The sequence below is a fragment of the Gracilibacillus sp. Marseille-QA3620 genome (assembly GCF_054950035.1).
On sequence record NZ_CM143102.1, the window covers coordinates 1,097,100 to 1,113,640 of the forward strand.

16 protein-coding genes are annotated in these 16,541 nt (G+C 45.8%); 14 read left to right on the forward strand and 2 right to left on the reverse strand.

What is annotated here, in order from left to right; genetic code table 11:
• Positions 1-9 precede the first annotated feature (9 nt).
• Together ACY8DX_RS05605 and ACY8DX_RS05610 are read left to right on the forward strand one after the other, a co-directional pair.
• Positions 10-804: an NAD kinase gene (locus tag ACY8DX_RS05605; protein ID WP_439802331.1), complete on the forward strand. Its 795-nt coding sequence runs from the start codon at positions 10-12 to the stop codon at positions 802-804.
• 72 nt (positions 805-876) lie between these two features.
• Positions 877-1,770: an RluA family pseudouridine synthase gene (locus ACY8DX_RS05610; RefSeq protein WP_049671755.1), complete on the forward strand. Its 894-nt coding sequence runs from the start codon at positions 877-879 to the stop codon at positions 1,768-1,770.
• A gap of 48 nt (positions 1,771-1,818) precedes the next feature.
• Here the strand turns inward: ACY8DX_RS05610 and prpE are convergent, their stop codons facing one another.
• Positions 1,819-2,562, reverse strand: a complete 744-nt coding sequence (gene prpE / locus ACY8DX_RS05615; protein WP_439802334.1) for a bis(5'-nucleosyl)-tetraphosphatase PrpE — start codon at positions 2,560-2,562, stop codon at positions 1,819-1,821.
• A 153-nt stretch (positions 2,563-2,715) separates the two neighbouring features.
• Between prpE and mgtE the strand changes: the two genes are divergently transcribed.
• The 12 genes from mgtE (at position 2,716) to spoVAE (ending at position 15,789) form a co-directional block, all read left to right on the forward strand.
• Complete coding sequence (gene mgtE / locus ACY8DX_RS05620) at positions 2,716-4,071, forward strand: magnesium transporter (RefSeq protein WP_462406337.1); 1,356 nt, start codon at positions 2,716-2,718, stop codon at positions 4,069-4,071.
• A 92-nt stretch (positions 4,072-4,163) separates the two neighbouring features.
• Positions 4,164-4,943 carry an enoyl-ACP reductase FabI gene (gene fabI / locus ACY8DX_RS05625; RefSeq protein ID WP_439802333.1) on the forward strand — a complete coding sequence of 260 codons (780 nt, stop codon included), beginning with the start codon at positions 4,164-4,166 and terminating at the stop codon, positions 4,941-4,943.
• Between the two features lie 1,920 nt (positions 4,944-6,863).
• On the forward strand, positions 6,864-7,886 hold the full coding sequence (locus tag ACY8DX_RS05630) for an ABC transporter ATP-binding protein (protein WP_439802512.1): 1,023 nt from the start codon (positions 6,864-6,866) through the stop codon (positions 7,884-7,886).
• Positions 7,861-8,862, forward strand: coding sequence for an ABC transporter ATP-binding protein (locus ACY8DX_RS05635; protein ID WP_439802513.1), 1,002 nt, complete (start codon positions 7,861-7,863; stop codon positions 8,860-8,862). Before ACY8DX_RS05630 ends, ACY8DX_RS05635 begins: the two co-directional genes overlap by 26 nt.
• Positions 8,863-8,877: 15 nt before the next feature.
• A complete protein-coding gene (locus ACY8DX_RS05640; protein ID WP_049671747.1) occupies positions 8,878-10,482 on the forward strand; it encodes an ABC transporter substrate-binding protein in 1,605 nt (534 codons plus the stop codon).
• A gap of 76 nt (positions 10,483-10,558) precedes the next feature.
• Complete coding sequence (locus ACY8DX_RS05645; RefSeq protein WP_439802515.1) at positions 10,559-11,566, forward strand: ABC transporter permease; 1,008 nt, start codon at positions 10,559-10,561, stop codon at positions 11,564-11,566.
• Positions 11,567-11,580: 14 nt separating this feature from the next.
• Positions 11,581-12,471: an ABC transporter permease gene (locus tag ACY8DX_RS05650; protein WP_462406338.1), complete on the forward strand. Its 891-nt coding sequence runs from the start codon at positions 11,581-11,583 to the stop codon at positions 12,469-12,471.
• A 126-nt stretch (positions 12,472-12,597) separates the two neighbouring features.
• A complete protein-coding gene (locus ACY8DX_RS05655; protein WP_462406339.1) occupies positions 12,598-13,122 on the forward strand; it encodes a CotO family spore coat protein in 525 nt (174 codons plus the stop codon).
• A 318-nt stretch (positions 13,123-13,440) separates the two neighbouring features.
• Complete coding sequence (locus tag ACY8DX_RS05660; RefSeq protein ID WP_049671743.1) at positions 13,441-13,911, forward strand: YhcN/YlaJ family sporulation lipoprotein; 471 nt, start codon at positions 13,441-13,443, stop codon at positions 13,909-13,911.
• Between the two features lie 14 nt (positions 13,912-13,925).
• A complete protein-coding gene (gene spoVAC / locus ACY8DX_RS05665) occupies positions 13,926-14,396 on the forward strand; it encodes a stage V sporulation protein AC (protein WP_462406340.1) in 471 nt (156 codons plus the stop codon).
• A gap of 2 nt (positions 14,397-14,398) precedes the next feature.
• The gene (gene spoVAD, locus ACY8DX_RS05670; RefSeq protein WP_462406341.1) at positions 14,399-15,415 is read left to right on the forward strand and encodes a stage V sporulation protein AD; all 1,017 of its coding nucleotides are present in this window, start codon (positions 14,399-14,401) and stop codon (positions 15,413-15,415) included.
• Between the two features lie 17 nt (positions 15,416-15,432).
• The gene (spoVAE, locus tag ACY8DX_RS05675) at positions 15,433-15,789 is read left to right on the forward strand and encodes a stage V sporulation protein AE (RefSeq protein ID WP_049671740.1); all 357 of its coding nucleotides are present in this window, start codon (positions 15,433-15,435) and stop codon (positions 15,787-15,789) included.
• 50 nt (positions 15,790-15,839) lie between these two features.
• Here the strand turns inward: spoVAE and ACY8DX_RS05680 are convergent, their stop codons facing one another.
• A complete protein-coding gene (locus ACY8DX_RS05680) occupies positions 15,840-16,493 on the reverse strand; it encodes a GNAT family N-acetyltransferase (protein ID WP_462406342.1) in 654 nt (217 codons plus the stop codon).
• Positions 16,494-16,541: the final 48 nt, after the last annotated feature.

A 16,541-nucleotide genomic window follows, 5' to 3' on the forward strand; every position in this document is an offset into this window, starting at 1 on the left:
GGGATGAATATGAAGTATGCTGTCACGTCAAAAGGTGATACTAAATCAAATGAACTAATGCAAAAAATTAAAGATCAGCTGGACAGTCTCGGGGTCATTTATGATGAAGACCAACCGGATATTGTCATTTCCGTAGGCGGTGACGGGACATTGCTGTACGCTTTCCACCGGTACAGCTCCCGTCTTAATCGGACTGCCTTTGTCGGTGTTCATACAGGCCATCTAGGCTTTTATGCGGACTGGATTCCTGAGGAGATTGAAAAGCTTGCGACGGCAATCGCAAAAACGCCGTATCAGACGGTTGAGTATCCGCTGCTTGAAGTGACGGTCCGTTACAGCCATGGGGGCAGGGAGTCGAAATACTTAGCCTTGAATGAATCGACCGTAAAAAGTGTGGGCAGTACCCTTGTCATGGATGTGGAAATTAGGGGACAGTCCTTTGAGCGCTTTAGAGGAGATGGGCTTTGTGTGTCAACGCCTTCAGGCAGTACTGCCTACAATAAAGCATTGGGCGGTGCCATCATTCACCCATCCATTCCGGCGATTCAATTGACGGAGATGGCTTCCATCAATAATCGGGTGTTTCGGACAATCGGGTCACCGCTTATTCTGCCAGGGCATCATACCTGCATGCTGAAGCCGGTGACAAGCGATGATTTCCAAATTACGATTGATCATTTAAGTCTTTTGCATAAGGACGTGAAATCCATTCAATTTCGAGTGGCTGATGAACGTATCAGGTTTGCACGCTTCAGGCCATTCCCTTTCTGGAGAAGAGTTCGCGATTCCTTTGTGACAGACTGATTAGCAGGGGCCGAGTCATTCGGCCCTTTTTTCATGAGGTAAAGAAAGATTTGAAGATAAAGGATGAGTTTGATGGCAAAGCCGTTTATGTTACAATTCACTGCTGCAAAGGAGGAGGAGGGAATGCTCCTGCGCGAATTTCTAAACCGTAAAAAAATCTCCAAGGCGGCCCTGACTGATATCAAGTTTAGGGGCGGGAAGATCATGGTCAATGGGTGCATTGAAAATGTTCGGTATATCATTCAGCCTGATGATAGGATTATCGTTCAATATCCACCTGAAGCATGCAGTGAAAAGATGAAGGGAGATGATCTCCCGCTGACCATTAAATATGAGGATGATTATGTACTGGTCATTGAGAAGCCGGCAGGCATGAATACCATTCCTTCTCGGGAACATCCAACGAAAAGCCTCGCCAATGCTATTGTTCATTATTATGAGCAGATTGGGCATCAGGCGGCTGTCCATATTGTAACAAGGCTTGACAGGGATACATCTGGATTGGTACTGATTGCTAAGCATCGGCATATCCATCACTTATTTAGTCTGTTCCAGAAGGAGAAGTCCGTATCAAGGGAATATTATGCCTTAATTGAAGGACATATCCATCCTCCTGAAGGCCGTGTGGAAGGGCCGATTGGCCGTATGGCTGACAGTATTATAAAGCGAGAGGTCCGTCCAGACGGTCAAGCTGCGTTGACCCTGTACAAAACGATTCAGCACTATCCATCCTATTCATTGCTCCACTTGAAATTGATGACAGGTCGCACCCATCAAATACGGGTTCATATGTCACACATGGGACATCCTTTACTCGGGGATGATCTATATGGCGGATCGAGGGCTTTAATCAATCGGCAGGCACTCCATTGCGGTTTCTTGACATTCAATCATCCAATCACGGGTGAACAAATGCGGTTTGAGAGCGTCCTTTCACCAGATATGAGCTGCTTGATCAGCGAATAAGAAAAGAAGAAAGAGCTGAAAGGGAAGCGGTCCCATTCAGCTCTTTTCTCATTCGCTATAAACATGAAATTTCTCAGGCACAAATGGAAGAGAAGAATTCACTTGATAAAAGGTTTTCTCCGGATAACGAAGACCCGTCAATTTCCCTCCAAAAACAGCTCCTGTATCAATATTATACGTGTTGTTCTTCACTCTCGGCTCTAAAACAGGTGTGTGGCCATATACGATCATCGGATTGCCTGTATGCTTCAAGGCCCAATCGAGACGCTCTGGACGTCCATCCGGAAGACTTCTGCCCGTTATATCACCGTAAAGAACGAAGGTTTGCACCTTTTTATTCTTTACTCCAATTAGTTCCTTCTTGATACCGGCATGAGCGATGACAAGATTTCCTTTATCAAGGACGAGATATAACGGTGATTCCTCATATAGCTGGATGAATTTTTTTCCGACTTTTTTCCTTGTTTTCGAATCTAAGGCTTCAAGTTCAGCAACGGTAGTTTCCAATCCATGGGTAGCATGTACTTTATTCCCCAGGAAATACCGGTATAATTTATTGCAATGGTTTCCAGGCACATACAGGCCTTTTTTTTGCTGTATAACAAGCTCCCAAACAAATTCAATCATCTTAACGGATTCAGGGCCGCGGTCTGTAATGTCCCCAACAAATACAGGCAGATACCCTTCTGGATGATAGGGCATTCCATCCTCAAAGAGATAGCCCATCTTTTTCAATAGCTGCATGCATTCGTCAAAACATCCATGCACATCTCCGATACAATCATACATCATTGACCCTCCCATCCACTTCTCTATATCCTTCCCAGTGATTGCTTGTTTCAACTAAACCCTTTTTTGGTAAATGAATCATATAGAAATAGTATATCGTTCAACTAGCATGAATCAAAATGAACAATACTGTATTCACGAAAGGAGGCTAATCCAATGGACGACCATAAGGTTTTGACAGACGTGTATGGGGCATTGCTGGCAGAGGGAAAATATGACAGATTCAGGGAGCAATATTTAACCCTCCACCCATATGACCAATCCCAAATATACAGGCAGCTAAACCGAGAAGAGAGGACTATTGTCTCTTATTATCTATCACCGGAAGAAATGGCGGAAATAATGGGGAACCTCCTTGATGAGACAGAGCTGCTAGAGGATGCATTAAGCGATATGGACCCAAATTATGCTGCTTCTGTGATTGCCGATATGTATACGGATGACGCTGTTGACTTGCTCGAGAATTTAGAAAAGGAGCAGACCATTAGTTACTTAATGCTGATGGATAAGGACCGAGCAGAACCCATTCGCCATCTCCTTCATTATGAGGATTCAACCGCAGGAAGCATCATGACAACGGAGTACATTGGCGTCTCAGAGAATCAGACGGTCAGGGACGCAATGCAAATGCTTCGAAAAGAGGCATTGGATGCTGAATTAATCTATTATATTTATGTCGTTGACCACCAGAATAAGCTCACTGGAGTCATATCCTTGCGTGATTTATTGGTCGCTGCTGATGATACGTGGATCTTTGAATTGATGAATGAGCAAGTCCATTATGCAAAAGTAAGTGATGATCAGGAAACAGTTGCAAGGATGATGCGGGACTATGATTTCCTGGCATTACCCGTCGTCGATTTCCAATTGCATATGGTCGGAATTATTACAGTTGATGACATCATGGATGTTATGGACGAAATTGCCTCAGACGACTATTCCAAGCTAGCAGGGGTATCTGAAATGGAAAAGCTAGATACCAATCCGCTTTCCTCTGCTCGAAAACGATTACCGTGGCTGATTATCTTATTGTTCCTCGGATTGATCACAGCAAACCTAATTAGTCATTTTGAGAGTGCTCTATCTCAAAAAGCAATCTTAGCAGTCTTTATTCCATTGATTGCAGGGATGGCAGGCAATACAGGAACACAAAGCCTTGCCGTCATCGTGCGCGGGATTGCCACTGGCGAAATTGCAGAAGAGAATAAATGGCTCCTCCTGTTGAGGGAAGCAGGTACAGGTCTTATCACGGGTGTTACATGCGGAATTCTCGTGACAATCCTTGTCTTTGCCTGGCAGGATGATCTTTTCCTAGCCATCCTTGTCGGTAATTCCATTCTTGTTTCCCTAATGGTGGCTACATTAGCGGGCAGCCTTGTGCCGCTGGTTATGAATAAGCTCAAAATCGACCCGGCTGTAGCTTCAGGACCTTTTATCACCACAATCAATGACTTAATCAGTATCGTCATTTATTTCGGAATGGCCACCATTTTCATGAGTCGCCTAGGATAATTTAGGAAATAGGCTTTACATGAAGATGGTTATTAGTATAAATTAGTATCAGGTACTAATAATATGTATTAATTATGGGGAGGATTCCTTTTATGAACGTGAATGTGGATAATAAGACAATTGTCATCATGGGAGTAGCCAATAAACGGAGCATCGCATGGGGAATTGCGACTGCCCTTTATAAAGCTGGGGCCAGACTGATTTTTACATACGCCGGTGAACGGATGGAAAAGGGAGTACATGAATTAGTCGACAGCTTAGAGGGAGGGAAAGACACCTATGTCCTTCCATGTGATGTCACAAGCGACGCAGAAATCGAAAGATGCTTCGCCGATATCCGCGAAAAATACGGAAAAATCGATGGAATCGCTCACTGCATTGCTTTCGCCAACAAAGAAGAATTAAAAGGCGAATACTTAAATACAAACAGAGAAGGCTTCTTATTAGCTCAAAACATCAGCTCCTATTCACTGACTGCCGTTGCCAAGGCTGCCCGGGACATGATGAATGAAGGAGCGAGCATCGTCACTCTCACTTATTTAGGTGGAGAAAGAGTTGTCCAGAACTACAATGTTATGGGAGTTGCAAAAGCAAGCCTCGAAGCAAGCGTTAAATACTTGGCCAATGATCTCGGACCATCCGGCATCCGTGTAAATTCCATCTCTGCAGGAGCCATCCGGACCCTCTCAGCCAAAGGAGTCGGCGACTTTAATACCATTCGTAAAGTATTCGAAGAAAAAGCCCCGCTCAGAAGACAAGTCACACAAGAAGAAGTCGGAGACACAGCCCTATTCCTCTTTAGCCCGTTATCAAGAGGGATCACAGGAGAAAACATACATGTCGATTCAGGATTCCATATTTTGAGTTTATAATAGATTGGTCCAGAAAGGGAGAAGCAGTGGCTTCTCCTTTTTTATTTGGTTATTCATTCTAAGCATGCATGGGAGAGTAGTGGAAGGGTGGGAGAAAGGTGGGAAGAGCCATGCATAGCCCACCCCTTGCCCAGGCTGCGCATAGGAGAGGTGGTGGAAGAGTGGGAGAAAGGTGGGAAGAGCCACGCAAGTCCCACCCTTTGCCCAGGCTGCGTATAGGAGAGGGGGTGGAAGAGTGGGAGAAAGGTGGGAAGAGCCACGCATATCCCACCCCTTGCCCAGGCTGCGCATAGGAGAGATGGTGGAAGGGTGGGAGAAGGATGGGAAGAGCCACGCATATCCCACCTCACGCCCATGCTGAGCATAGGAGTGGTGGAAGAGTGGGAGAAAGGAGGAAAGAGCCACGCACATCCCACTTCACGCCCATGCTGCGCATAGGAGGGGTGGTGGAAGAGTGGGAGAAGGATGGGAAGAGCCACGCATATCCCACCCCTTGCCCATGCTGCGTATAGGAGGGGTGGTGGAAGTGCGGGAGAAGGATGGGAAGAGCCACGCATAACCCACCTCACAGCCAGGCTGCGTATAGGAGAGATGGTGGAAGGGTGGGAGAAAGGAGGGAAGAGCCACGCATATCCCACCCCTTGCCCAGGCTGCGTATAGGAGAGATGGTGGAAGGGTGGGAGAAAGGAGGGAAGAGCCACGCACATCCCACCTCACGCCCAGGCTGCGCATAGGAGAGGTGGTGGAAGTGCGGGAGAAAGGAGGGAAGAGCCACGCATATCCCACCTCACGCCCATGCTGCGTATAGGAGAGGTGGTGGAAGAGTGGGAGAAGGATGGGAAGAGCCACGCATATCCCACCTCACGCCCATGCTGCGCATAGGAGAGGTGGTGGAAGGGTGGGAAGAGCCACGCATATCCCACCTCACGCCCAGGCTGCGCATAGGAGAGGTGGTGGAAGAGTGGGAGAAAGGAGGGAAGAGCCATGCATATCCCACCCCTTGCCCAGGCTGCGTATAGGAGAGGTGGTGGAAGGGTGGGAGAAAGGAGGGAAGAGCCACGCAAGTCCCACCCTTTGCCCATGCTGCGTATAGGAGAGGTGGTGGAAGAGTGGGAGAAAGGAGGGAAGAGCCATGCATATCCCACCCTTTGCCCATGCTGCGTATAGGAGAGGTGGTGGAAGAGTGGGAGAAAGGTGGGAAGAGCCACGCATATCCCACCCTTTGCCCAGGCTGCGTATAGGAGAGGTGGTGGAAGGGTGGGAGAAAGGTGGGAAGAGCCACGCATATCCCACCCCTTGCCCAGGCTGCGTATAGGAGAACTGGTGGAAGGGTGGGAGAAGGATGGGAAGAGCCACGCATATCCCACCTCACGCCCATGCTGCGCATAGGAGAGATGGTGGAAGGGTGGGAGAAAGGAGGGAAGAGCCACGCATATCCCACCCCTTGCCCATGCTGCGCATAGGAGAGGTGGTGGAAGGGTGGAAGAAAGGTGGGAAGAGCCACGCAAGTCCCACCCTTTGCCCATGCTGCGTATAGGAGAGGTGGTGGAAGGGTGCGAGAAGGGTGGGAAGAGCCATTCATAACCCACCCCACGCCCATGCTGCGCATAGGAGAGGTGGTGGAAGTGCGGGAGAAAGCCAGTAAGTCGAGCTTATCCCCCCCTTTCGCTTAGTCAAATCTACTATCAACCTACTAACATTCTCCTAGGGTTTTATGCATGAATCTCTTCTTTTAACCATAAAAATAGACAGACTATTACACTATTTTATTAAAGGGAAAGACAAAGAAAAATTGGTAAGTAAAGTAAAAAAATCAAATAAATTGTAGTCATTTTTCAAAACCTGTGACATAATAAATCATAATATTTTAATAATTTATATTACTCAAATAATAATACATAATGTGCAGGAGGGAATTGTTTGGGGGACTCTGTGGTTTTAGATGTAAGAGAATTGACAATCTCATTTCGGACAGATGGTAAAGAGGTTCCTGCGGTTGAGAAGGTTGATTTTCAGCTAAAAAAAGGAGAAATCCTCGGGATTGTTGGAGAATCAGGGAGCGGGAAGAGTCTGACGTCCTTATCAATTATGGGACTATTGCCTAAGCCGCCGGCAATCGTTGATTCTGCTTCTTCAGTCATATTTAACGGTGAGGATTTGCTTAAATTGCCGGAGACGAAGATGAGAAAGATTCGGGGAAACCAAATTTCAATGATTTTTCAGGAGCCGATGACTTCCTTGAATCCGTTGTTTACGGTTGGACAGCAGATGACAGAAGCATATCGGCTCCATCATGATACGAATAAGAAAAAGGCATTTGCTGAATGTGTGGCGATGTTAAAGCAGGTTGGTTTGCCAAGGGCTGAGAGTATGATGAAAAATTATCCCCATGAGCTTTCAGGCGGGATGAGACAGAGGGTTATGATTGCGATGTCCATGGTGTGCCGGCCGAATATATTGATTGCCGATGAGCCGACGACAGCACTTGATGTGACGATTCAGGCGCAAATTTTGAAATTGATGAAGGATTTAAATGAAAAGACAGATACATCGATTATTCTTATCACGCATGATCTTGGGGTTGTTGCAGAGGTATGCGACCGAGTGCTCGTCATGTATGCAGGCAAGATTGTGGAGAAGGGGAATGTCAGGGATATATTTAAGAACCCGAAACATCCATATACAAAGGGGCTGCTAAAGTCTGTGCCTGATATTCGTCAAAAGGACAGCAAGCTGTATTCCATACCGGGCAATGTGCCTAAGCCAGGTACCATTGATAATGGCTGTGTGTTTGCACCGCGCTGTGAATATGCCATGCCGGCATGCGGTACCGTGTCTCCATCCTTGCAGAAAATCTCAAATGAGGGGCAGATGGTAAGATGCCTGTTATATCAAGGAGAGGGAGGGGAAGCGGCTCATGACGGAGCAGTTATTAAAGGTTAATGGCCTGAAGAAGTATTTCCCAATCAATGGAGGAATCCTCAGCCGCAAGCAAGGCGAGGTGAAGGCAGTAGACGATGTTTCCTTTTACGTGAAAAAGGGAGAAACACTAGGGATTGTTGGGGAGAGCGGCTGCGGCAAGTCGACGACAGGACGCCTCCTGATGAGATTGATGGATCCGACCGAAGGAAGTATCGTCTTTGAGGACAAGGAAATTATGAAGATGTCCAAAAGTGAGCTGAAGGCTGTTAGACGTGATATCCAAATGGTGTTCCAAGATCCCTATGCATCCTTGAATCCGCGCCATACGGTGAAGAAGATTTTAGAGGAGCCGCTAATTGTCCATGGAGTCGGTAATAAAGAGGAACGCAGAAAACGCATCCGGGAAATGATGGATGTCGTTGGATTAAGTACATATCATTTGGACCGCTATCCGCATCAATTCAGCGGCGGACAGCGTCAGAGAATTGGAATTGCCCGTGCCTTGATGACAAAGCCGAAATTAATTATCGCTGATGAACCTGTTTCAGCACTCGATGTTTCGATTCAGGCACAGGTTTTGAATTTACTTAAGGATATCCAGGCTGAATTTGGCCTGACCTATATATTTATCGCGCATGACCTTGGAGTTGTTCGGCATATCAGCGACCGCGTTGGTGTTATGTATCTCGGGAAATTGGTTGAATTGGCTGATAGTGAAGAGGTGTATACAAATCCGCTCCATCCGTATACGAAAGCTCTTCTTTCCTCCGTTCCCATTCCAGACCCGGATATTAAGAGGGAGAGAATTGAATTGACTGGTGATATTCCGAGCGCTTCAAATCCGCCAAGCGGCTGTGCGTTTCATACTCGCTGTGTCTATGCTATGGATGCCTGTAAATCCATTCATCCGGTCTATCAGGATGTTGAGAAGGGTCATTATGCTGCATGTCATCTATATGATGATGCCATCAGCAATGATAATAAAATCAAAAAATAGGGGGTTACACGTTTGATGAAAAAGAAGCTATTGCTAGCCATGGTAAGCATCATGATTGCCAGTTTGTTTCTAGCAGCCTGTAGTTCAGGTGATGAGGAAACAAAAGGAAAATCAGGCGAAAGCGGCGATAAGAAGGATACACTTGTATATGGCCGCGGCGGGGATTCTACCTCTTTAGATCCAATCACAACAACGGAAGGGGAATCTTATAAAGTAACCATTAACGTATTTGAAACGCTATTGACGTATGGAGAGCAGGATACGACTCTTCATCCTGGACTTGCAGAGAAGTGGACTCCGTCAGAGGATGGGCTGAAGTACACGCTCAAGCTTCGTGAGGATGTTAAGTTCCATGATGGAACTGATTTCAATGCAGAAGCAGTCGTCTTTAACTTTGAACGCTGGATGAACGGCAATGAAGAGCAATTCCCTTATTACACGATGTTTGGAGGCTACAAAGGGGATGAAGGGCATGTCATTAAAGAGGTAAAAGCAACGGATGAATATACAGTAGAATTTACGCTGAAGCGCCCGCAAGCTCCTTTCTTGAAGAACCTGGCAATGAGCAGCTTTGGAATTGCGAGCCCTACAGCGCTTAAAGAGCAGGGCGATGAGAATTTCAGCAAAAACCCAGTAGGAACAGGACCATTTAAGTTTGCTGAGTGGAAGGCAAATGACAGCATCGTTCTAGAGAAAAACGAAGACTATTATGTGGATGGCCAGCCAAAATTAAACCAATTGATCTTCAAAGTTATTCCTGATAACTCTGCAAGATTGAATGCATTATCTACAGGTGAGATTGATTTAATGGATGGTGTAAATCCAACTGACTTGGAGAAGATCAAATCTGACAGCAATCTTCAAGCAATTGAGCGACCGGCAATGAATGTCGGCTATGTTGGCTTCAATGTGACGAAAAAACCATTTGATAATGTCAAAGTGCGTCAAGCGCTCAGCCATGCAGTAGATAAACAATCCATCATTGATTCCTTCTATTCTGGACTAGCGGTGCCGGCAAAGAACCCGATGCCTGACTCCATTGAAGGCTACAATGATGAAATCTCTGATTATGAGTTTGACTTGGATAAAGCCAAGAAATTGCTCGCAGAAGCAGGCTATCCGGATGGATTTAAGGCAGAGCTATGGGCGATTCCAGTTGCACGTCCATATATCCCTGAAGGAAATAAAATTGCTCAAGTTATCCAAGAAAGCTGGGGCAAAGTTGGCGTAGACGTAGAAATTAAAACGGTTGACTGGGCAACTTATCTTGACCAGGCAGCTGCAGGGGATTACCCAGCTTATATGCTCGGATGGACTGGTGACAATGGTGACCCGGATAACTTCCTTTACACATTGCTAGATAAGGATTCCATTGGGTCCAATAACTATTCCTACTATGCCAATGATAAGCTCCATGATATCTTGATTGAGGCACAAACAGAAGTTGACCAAGAAAAACGGAATGAACTATATAAGCAAGCACAAGAAATCATTCACGAAGATGCTCCATGGATTCCACTCGTTCACTCTACACCATTATTAGCTGCCGCAGCGGATATCTCAGGCTTTGTGCCGCATCCAACTGGCTCTGATTATTTCAAAACCGTAGAGTTTAAGTAAAAGTTTATGAGGAAGGGGCACCCGATAAGCATGACAATCTATTGGGCTGTCCCTTTCATTATGGGGGTAAAGTGACATGCTATCTTACACGATTAGGAGATTATTATCCGTTATACCGGTTTTGATTGGCATGACGATCATCGTCTTTGCAATTGTACGGGCGATTCCAGGTGACCCTGCTCAGGTCATTCTCGGTCAACGGGCGACGGCTGATGCGATTGCCAATTTGACGAAGGAGCTAGGGCTTGACCGGCCTTGGTATATCCAATATTTCGATTACATAAAACAATTATTCTCCGGTGACTTGGGAACCTCTTTAAGGACGAAGACACCAATTGCAGAGGAAGTGTGGCCCTATATCGCCGCAACATTGGAGCTGACGTTTGTTGCTATGCTGCTTGCAGTGTTTATTGGCGTCAACGCCGGTATTATCAGTGCATGGTTTTCAAATTCTTGGTTTGATTACTTGGCGATGGTATTGGCATTGATTGGTGTGTCAATGCCAATATTTTGGCTGGGACTAATGGAGCAGTGGGCGTTTTCTATCCAATTAGGATGGCTTCCGACCTCTGGAAGGGAGAATGTCCGTGATCCGATTGATTCGATTACCAATTTGTATTTAATTGATACGTTGATACAAGGCAATTTCGGGCAATTTGTCACAGCTGTTAAGCATTTGATATTGCCAAGCTTTGCGCTTGCAACGATCCCGATGGCCATAATTGCCAGAATGACCCGTTCTACGATGCTGGAAGTGATGAAATCTGACTTCATCCGTACAGCAAGGGCGAAGGGGGTTAGCATGTTTTGGGTGGTGTACAAGCACTCCTTAAAAAATGCGTTCATCCCTGTCCTGACCGTTATTGGACTGCAGACAGGCCTTCTTCTCGGGGGAGCTATTTTAACTGAGACGATTTTCGCATGGCCTGGGATTGGAAGATACTTATATGATGCGATTAATTATCGGGATTATCCGGTTATACAATCAGGCATTCTTTTGATTGCGACAGCCTTTGTATTTATTAATTTAATCGTCGATCTTCTCTATGCACTAGTGGATCCAAGAATAAAATACTCCAAATAGAGGATGTGAATATAGTGGCGGAGTTGGCTGGAAAGACAGAATTACAGCTTGATACAAAACCGAAGTCTCCCTGGGTTGAGGCCTGGATTATTTTTAAGAGAAACCGCTTAGCGCTTGTTGGTCTCGGCATTGTTCTCTTCTTCGTGTTATTGGCGATATTTGCCCCGTTCATAGCGCCTTATGGCATCAATGAGCAAGATTTAACCAAGCGATTACTGCCTCCATCGGCCGATAATTGGTTTGGAACAGATGACTTTGGGCGGGACATTCTGTCTCGTGTCATCCATGGGGCAAGAATCTCGCTTTGGGTAGGATTCTTTTCCGTTTTAGGATCCGTTATTATCGGGGCTATGCTTGGTCTTATTGCGGGCTATTATGGAGGCTTGATCGATACGGTCATCTCCAGGTTCTTTGACATCCTGCTTGCTTTTCCAAGTATTTTGCTCGCGATTGCGATTGTATCTATTTTGGGACCATCTCTTCAAAATGCCCTTATCGCGATTGCGGTAATTAATATTCCGACCTTCGGAAGGTTAATCCGTTCGAGGGTACTAAGCGTAAAGCAGGAGGAATACATATTGGCAGCGAATGCACTGGGAATGTCAGATAGCCGGATTATCTTCCATCATGTCTTGCCAAACAGCATCACACCGATTATTGTTCAAGGAACATTGGCTATAGCGACAGCCATTATTGAAGCAGCAGCACTAGGGTTCCTTGGGCTTGGCGCTCAGGCTCCTACACCAGAATGGGGGAAAATGCTGGCGGATGCGAAAGGATATCTCGTTCAGGCACCTGGTACGCTTTTCTTCCCAGGTCTTGCCATCATGCTGACTGTACTTGGGTTTAACTTATTAGGAGACGGACTGAGGGATGCTCTCGATCCGAAAATGAAGCAGCAATAAAATAAGAAACGCCTCGTGTATGGGACTGTCATGCCGGGCGTTTTTTTCGTTCTTTGCAGCTTGGAAATATTCCTAGGCTTTTGCGCATATGAATGAGTAGGTAAAGTTCGCGGGTCAGGAGGGTATATGATGAGCAATAAACATGAGCAAGAAGGGATACTGCCGGCCAATGCCTGGCTTGATAAAGAACAATTAAAATTACGCATAATGGAAGAAGAAATAGTGGAGATTGATGATTTTTTTACGAATTTGGCAGCAAAGGAGATGATGGAACGAGCTGAAGGCGATTCGAAAGTGGAGGGGGTGCCATTTGATGGGGGTGAGGTGCCGACAGTGCTAAGTTTCGGTGTAGAGAAAAAGAAGGATGAACGTACTGAACTTTTGGATGCTGATGAGGCGACCTCTTACCTGAATGGTACGAAGCGCAAGAAACTAGAGGATATGACTAAGGATGAATTGGTTCGTTACTTGGCTCAAATACCAGCCTTGATGCCGAGACCCATCTGTGATTTCTTCATTGAGGAGAAGACGCTGAGGGGAACGGTTGAAAAGGTTAAAGGAGAATTTGTCTATATAAAGGTGGCGTTCGGGAAGAAGTGGATTAAACATCCGATTAAACAAATCAAAGGGATCAAAATCGTCCGTTTCTAACCATCTGACGAGTGAGGACATTTATAATAGACAAACCTCCTCCCTTTTTCATAAAGTATAGCATCTGGGGAAGGAAGGAGGACCTGAATAGTGAAAGGACAAAGAAAAGTCATTCAGCCGGTACCTAAGGTAGGAACCTCCGCGGTAAAGAAGAAAGGCTGCGGATGCGGGAAATGGAAGAAGGCAGTCCGCCAGCAAGGATAAATGAAGTGAAACGTCGCTAATGCGGCGTTTTTTTTATTTGTAAGCCTGCGGATAAAATTTCGAATCAGGCAGAGAATAAAGTCGAGTGAGTTTTATAGTAGGGGTGAAAAAATAGTGAGGAAAATCTATCTGGTATCAATAACCATGCTTCTTTTCTCGATTTTTTTAGGGGGATGTGCTGGTGATTCGAGCAGCAAGGAAGCCATTCGGTCGCTTATCTCATCAGTAGACATGGACCCTGTGTATTTGGGCGGGGATAAGGAAGCACCGCTCGAGAAAATCAAAAAGACCGTTGCCGATCATGATGAAATATATGATGTGGCGGTCGTGCAGAATGGAAAGGACATATTGGTTGCCTATAAGGTGAAGCATTTGAAACGCTTCAAGATGGCATCAATCGATAAAGACTTGACTAGTGATTTGAATAAGAAGTTTAAAGGTTATGACATTGTCATCTCGAGTGACATGAAAATATTCCTTGAGGTTGTCGAACTAATCGTTCAAGTACAGGATAAAGGTTATTCAAAAGAGAAGGCAAAGAAATGGTTTGGAAAGATAGAAAATCTTGAAAAAGAAATGACTTAGGTAGGTGAAGGGCAATGGCTAAAAACAATAAAACACCTGAGCAAAAACAATATGAGAAATTGGAACAAAAATATGAGACGAAACGTCCGATTTTAATGAATTGCTTAAAGGCCTTTTGGGTGGGAGGATGCTTCTGTTTAGTCGGGCAATTGATTACGTACTTTTATATTTTTTTCTTTAATTTCACAGAGCAGACGGCAGGGAACCCAACTGTTGCTACGATGATTTTCATCGCGATGCTTCTGACGGGCTTTGGTGTATATGACCGGATTGGACAATATGCCGGCGCAGGAAGTGCTGTTCCGGTGACAGGCTTTGGAAACTCAGTGATTTCAGCTGCGATAGAGCACCGTACAGAGGGGCTCGTCCTTGGTGTGGGAAGCAATATGTTCAAACTGGCAGGGTCGGTTATTGTATTCGGTGTATTCTCTGCCTTTGTCGTTGCGCTGATCAAGCAAATATATCAAATGATAATAGGAGGGTAATTATGCTGAGTGGCAAACAATCTTGGCTTTTTCAGAATCATCCTGTGATTACCTCCACGGGTGTCAGCGTAGGCCCCTTTGAAGGTCAAGGGCATCTTCGAGATGATTTTGACATTATTCATGATGATTTATGGCTCAATGAGGATTCCTATGAGAAAGCGCATCGTGTCCTCCTTGAAGAAGCGGCCAGCTGTGCGATAAAGAAAAAGGGCTTGAAAAATGAGGATATTCAATTCCTGTTTGCGGGAGATCTAGTGAATCAAATTACCCCGACAAGCTTTGCGGCAAGAACAATGGCGATTCCGTATCTAGGGCTGTTCGGTGCATGCTCAACATCGATGGAGGGGCTGGCACTCGCAGCCTTTGTCGTCAATTACCGAGGGGCGGAGAAGGTGCTGACAGGTGCATCGAGCCATAATGCGGCCATCGAGAAGCAGTTTCGCTATCCAACAGAGTACGGGGGGCAAAAGCCGCCGACCGCCCAGTGGACCGTGACTGGTGCAGGAACTGCCCTGCTTGAGCAGAATAAGAAAGCTGCTTCGAATCAAATTGTTGTGAAGAGTGCGACAATCGGAAAAGTAATTGATTTGGGGATGGCAGACCCGTTCAATATGGGAGGAGCGATGGCACCGGCTGCGGCAGATACCATTGCTGCTCACTTCAGCGATTTCAATTTAAAGCCCGACCATTATGATTTAATTGTGACGGGGGATCTTGGGAAAATCGGCCAAGCGACAGCTCAGGATCTATTAGAGCAAAAGGGTCTGAAGTTGAAGGAAGGGCAGTTTCGTGACTGCGGTCTTATGCTTTATAAGGATGACCAGAACGTACAATCTGGCGGGAGCGGGGCAGGCTGCTCTGCAACCGTCCTTTACGGCCATTTACTGAATGAGATGAAAAAGGGCACCTATAAACGGATTTTACTAGCGGCAACCGGGGCCTTGCTTTCGCCGCTAACGGTACAGCAGAATGAATCCATTCCATGCATAGCACACGCTGTGTCTATTGAGATGGAGTAGGGAAGGGAGGAAAGCTTATGCTAGCCATGTTTTTTTGGGCTTTTGTCGTTGGCGGGCTGATTTGCGTAATTGGCCAGCTTCTTTTTGACATTGCCAAGCTGACACCTGCCCATACGATGAGTTTATTGGTTGTAACTGGTGCGGTCCTTGGGGGCTTTAGGTGGTATGAACCACTTGCCAATTTTGCTGGAGCAGGAGCAACGATTCCGATTGTCAGTTTCGGCAATTCCCTTGTAAACGGGGCAATGCAGGAGGCAGGCCAGCATGGACTTGTAGGTGTATTGACTGGAATGTTTGAGATTACATCTTCCGGGATCTCTGCTGCTGTTGTTTTTGGTTTTCTTGCAGCCTTAATTTTTAAACCAAAGGGATAAATGAAATAAATGCTGGAACAAAAAAGACAAGGTTAAGCGCCTTGTCTTTTTTAGGGTTGCAGGCAAAGCTCTAACTCTTTCGAAGAGATTTGGTTTACCTTATTATATTTCTCTTTATACAAAACCTCGATGATATCCTCAGGTGTCAAGGATGCCGTCTCATCTAGAATATTCATTTGCAGATACAGCGGGACGGGAATCTGCCCGTGAAAAAGGGGAGGCTGTACATATTCTACTTCGGCAATCTGGAAGCCTAAGCTCTCAAAGAACTTTAGTCTTTTGAGGTTGATGGCATATTCCTCCTCATCATGGGCCGTTGTTTCTTTTTCTGTCTCCAGGACAACAGCGCTAAGAGATGGGTAGCCGCTTGCTTTTGCGTCTAGTTGAAGCCGCCTGCGCATTTCCTCAATCGTTTTCTTCCCTAATCCTATCCCGCGCTTTTCTGGGTGGGCAGCTAAATAGACGATGTATCCGAAATTGGCTCGAGCGAAATAATGGGCTGTTGCCATCGAAATCACCTTCCCATTCTCTAAGCCAACGAGAAAATGATAGACATTCTCGCTTGAGCTAAGGGTCAGGCTGCGTCGGAAAAGATCGTGGCTTTCACGCACTTCCTCTGGAAATGATTCATCATATAAGCGAAGAGCTTCATTAAGTAATGAATCTGAATCATGTAAGTCTAACTCTTTCCATTCAATATTCATAATGTCTCAATCCTTGCTGTGTTTTTACCTTAATTGTAGTGGATGTAT

Coding starts and splice junctions, on each gene's coding strand:
- ACY8DX_RS05645 (WP_439802515.1), top strand. CDS start 10,559: ATGCTATCTTACACGATTAGGAGATTATTATCCGTTATACCGGTTTTG.
- spoVAC (WP_462406340.1), top strand. CDS start 13,926: ATGGCTAAAAACAATAAAACACCTGAGCAAAAACAATATGAGAAATTG.
- fabI (WP_439802333.1), top strand. CDS start 4,164: ATGAACGTGAATGTGGATAATAAGACAATTGTCATCATGGGAGTAGCC.
- ACY8DX_RS05605 (WP_439802331.1), top strand. CDS start 10: ATGAAGTATGCTGTCACGTCAAAAGGTGATACTAAATCAAATGAACTA.
- ACY8DX_RS05655 (WP_462406339.1), top strand. CDS start 12,598: ATGATGAGCAATAAACATGAGCAAGAAGGGATACTGCCGGCCAATGCC.
- prpE (WP_439802334.1), bottom strand. CDS start 2,562: ATGATGTATGATTGTATCGGAGATGTGCATGGATGTTTTGACGAATGC.
- spoVAD (WP_462406341.1), top strand. CDS start 14,399: ATGCTGAGTGGCAAACAATCTTGGCTTTTTCAGAATCATCCTGTGATT.
- ACY8DX_RS05680 (WP_462406342.1), bottom strand. CDS start 16,493: ATGAATATTGAATGGAAAGAGTTAGACTTACATGATTCAGATTCATTA.
- ACY8DX_RS05610 (WP_049671755.1), top strand. CDS start 877: ATGGCAAAGCCGTTTATGTTACAATTCACTGCTGCAAAGGAGGAGGAG.
- ACY8DX_RS05640 (WP_049671747.1), top strand. CDS start 8,878: ATGAAAAAGAAGCTATTGCTAGCCATGGTAAGCATCATGATTGCCAGT.
- spoVAE (WP_049671740.1), top strand. CDS start 15,433: ATGCTAGCCATGTTTTTTTGGGCTTTTGTCGTTGGCGGGCTGATTTGC.
- mgtE (WP_462406337.1), top strand. CDS start 2,716: ATGGACGACCATAAGGTTTTGACAGACGTGTATGGGGCATTGCTGGCA.
- ACY8DX_RS05635 (WP_439802513.1), top strand. CDS start 7,861: ATGACGGAGCAGTTATTAAAGGTTAATGGCCTGAAGAAGTATTTCCCA.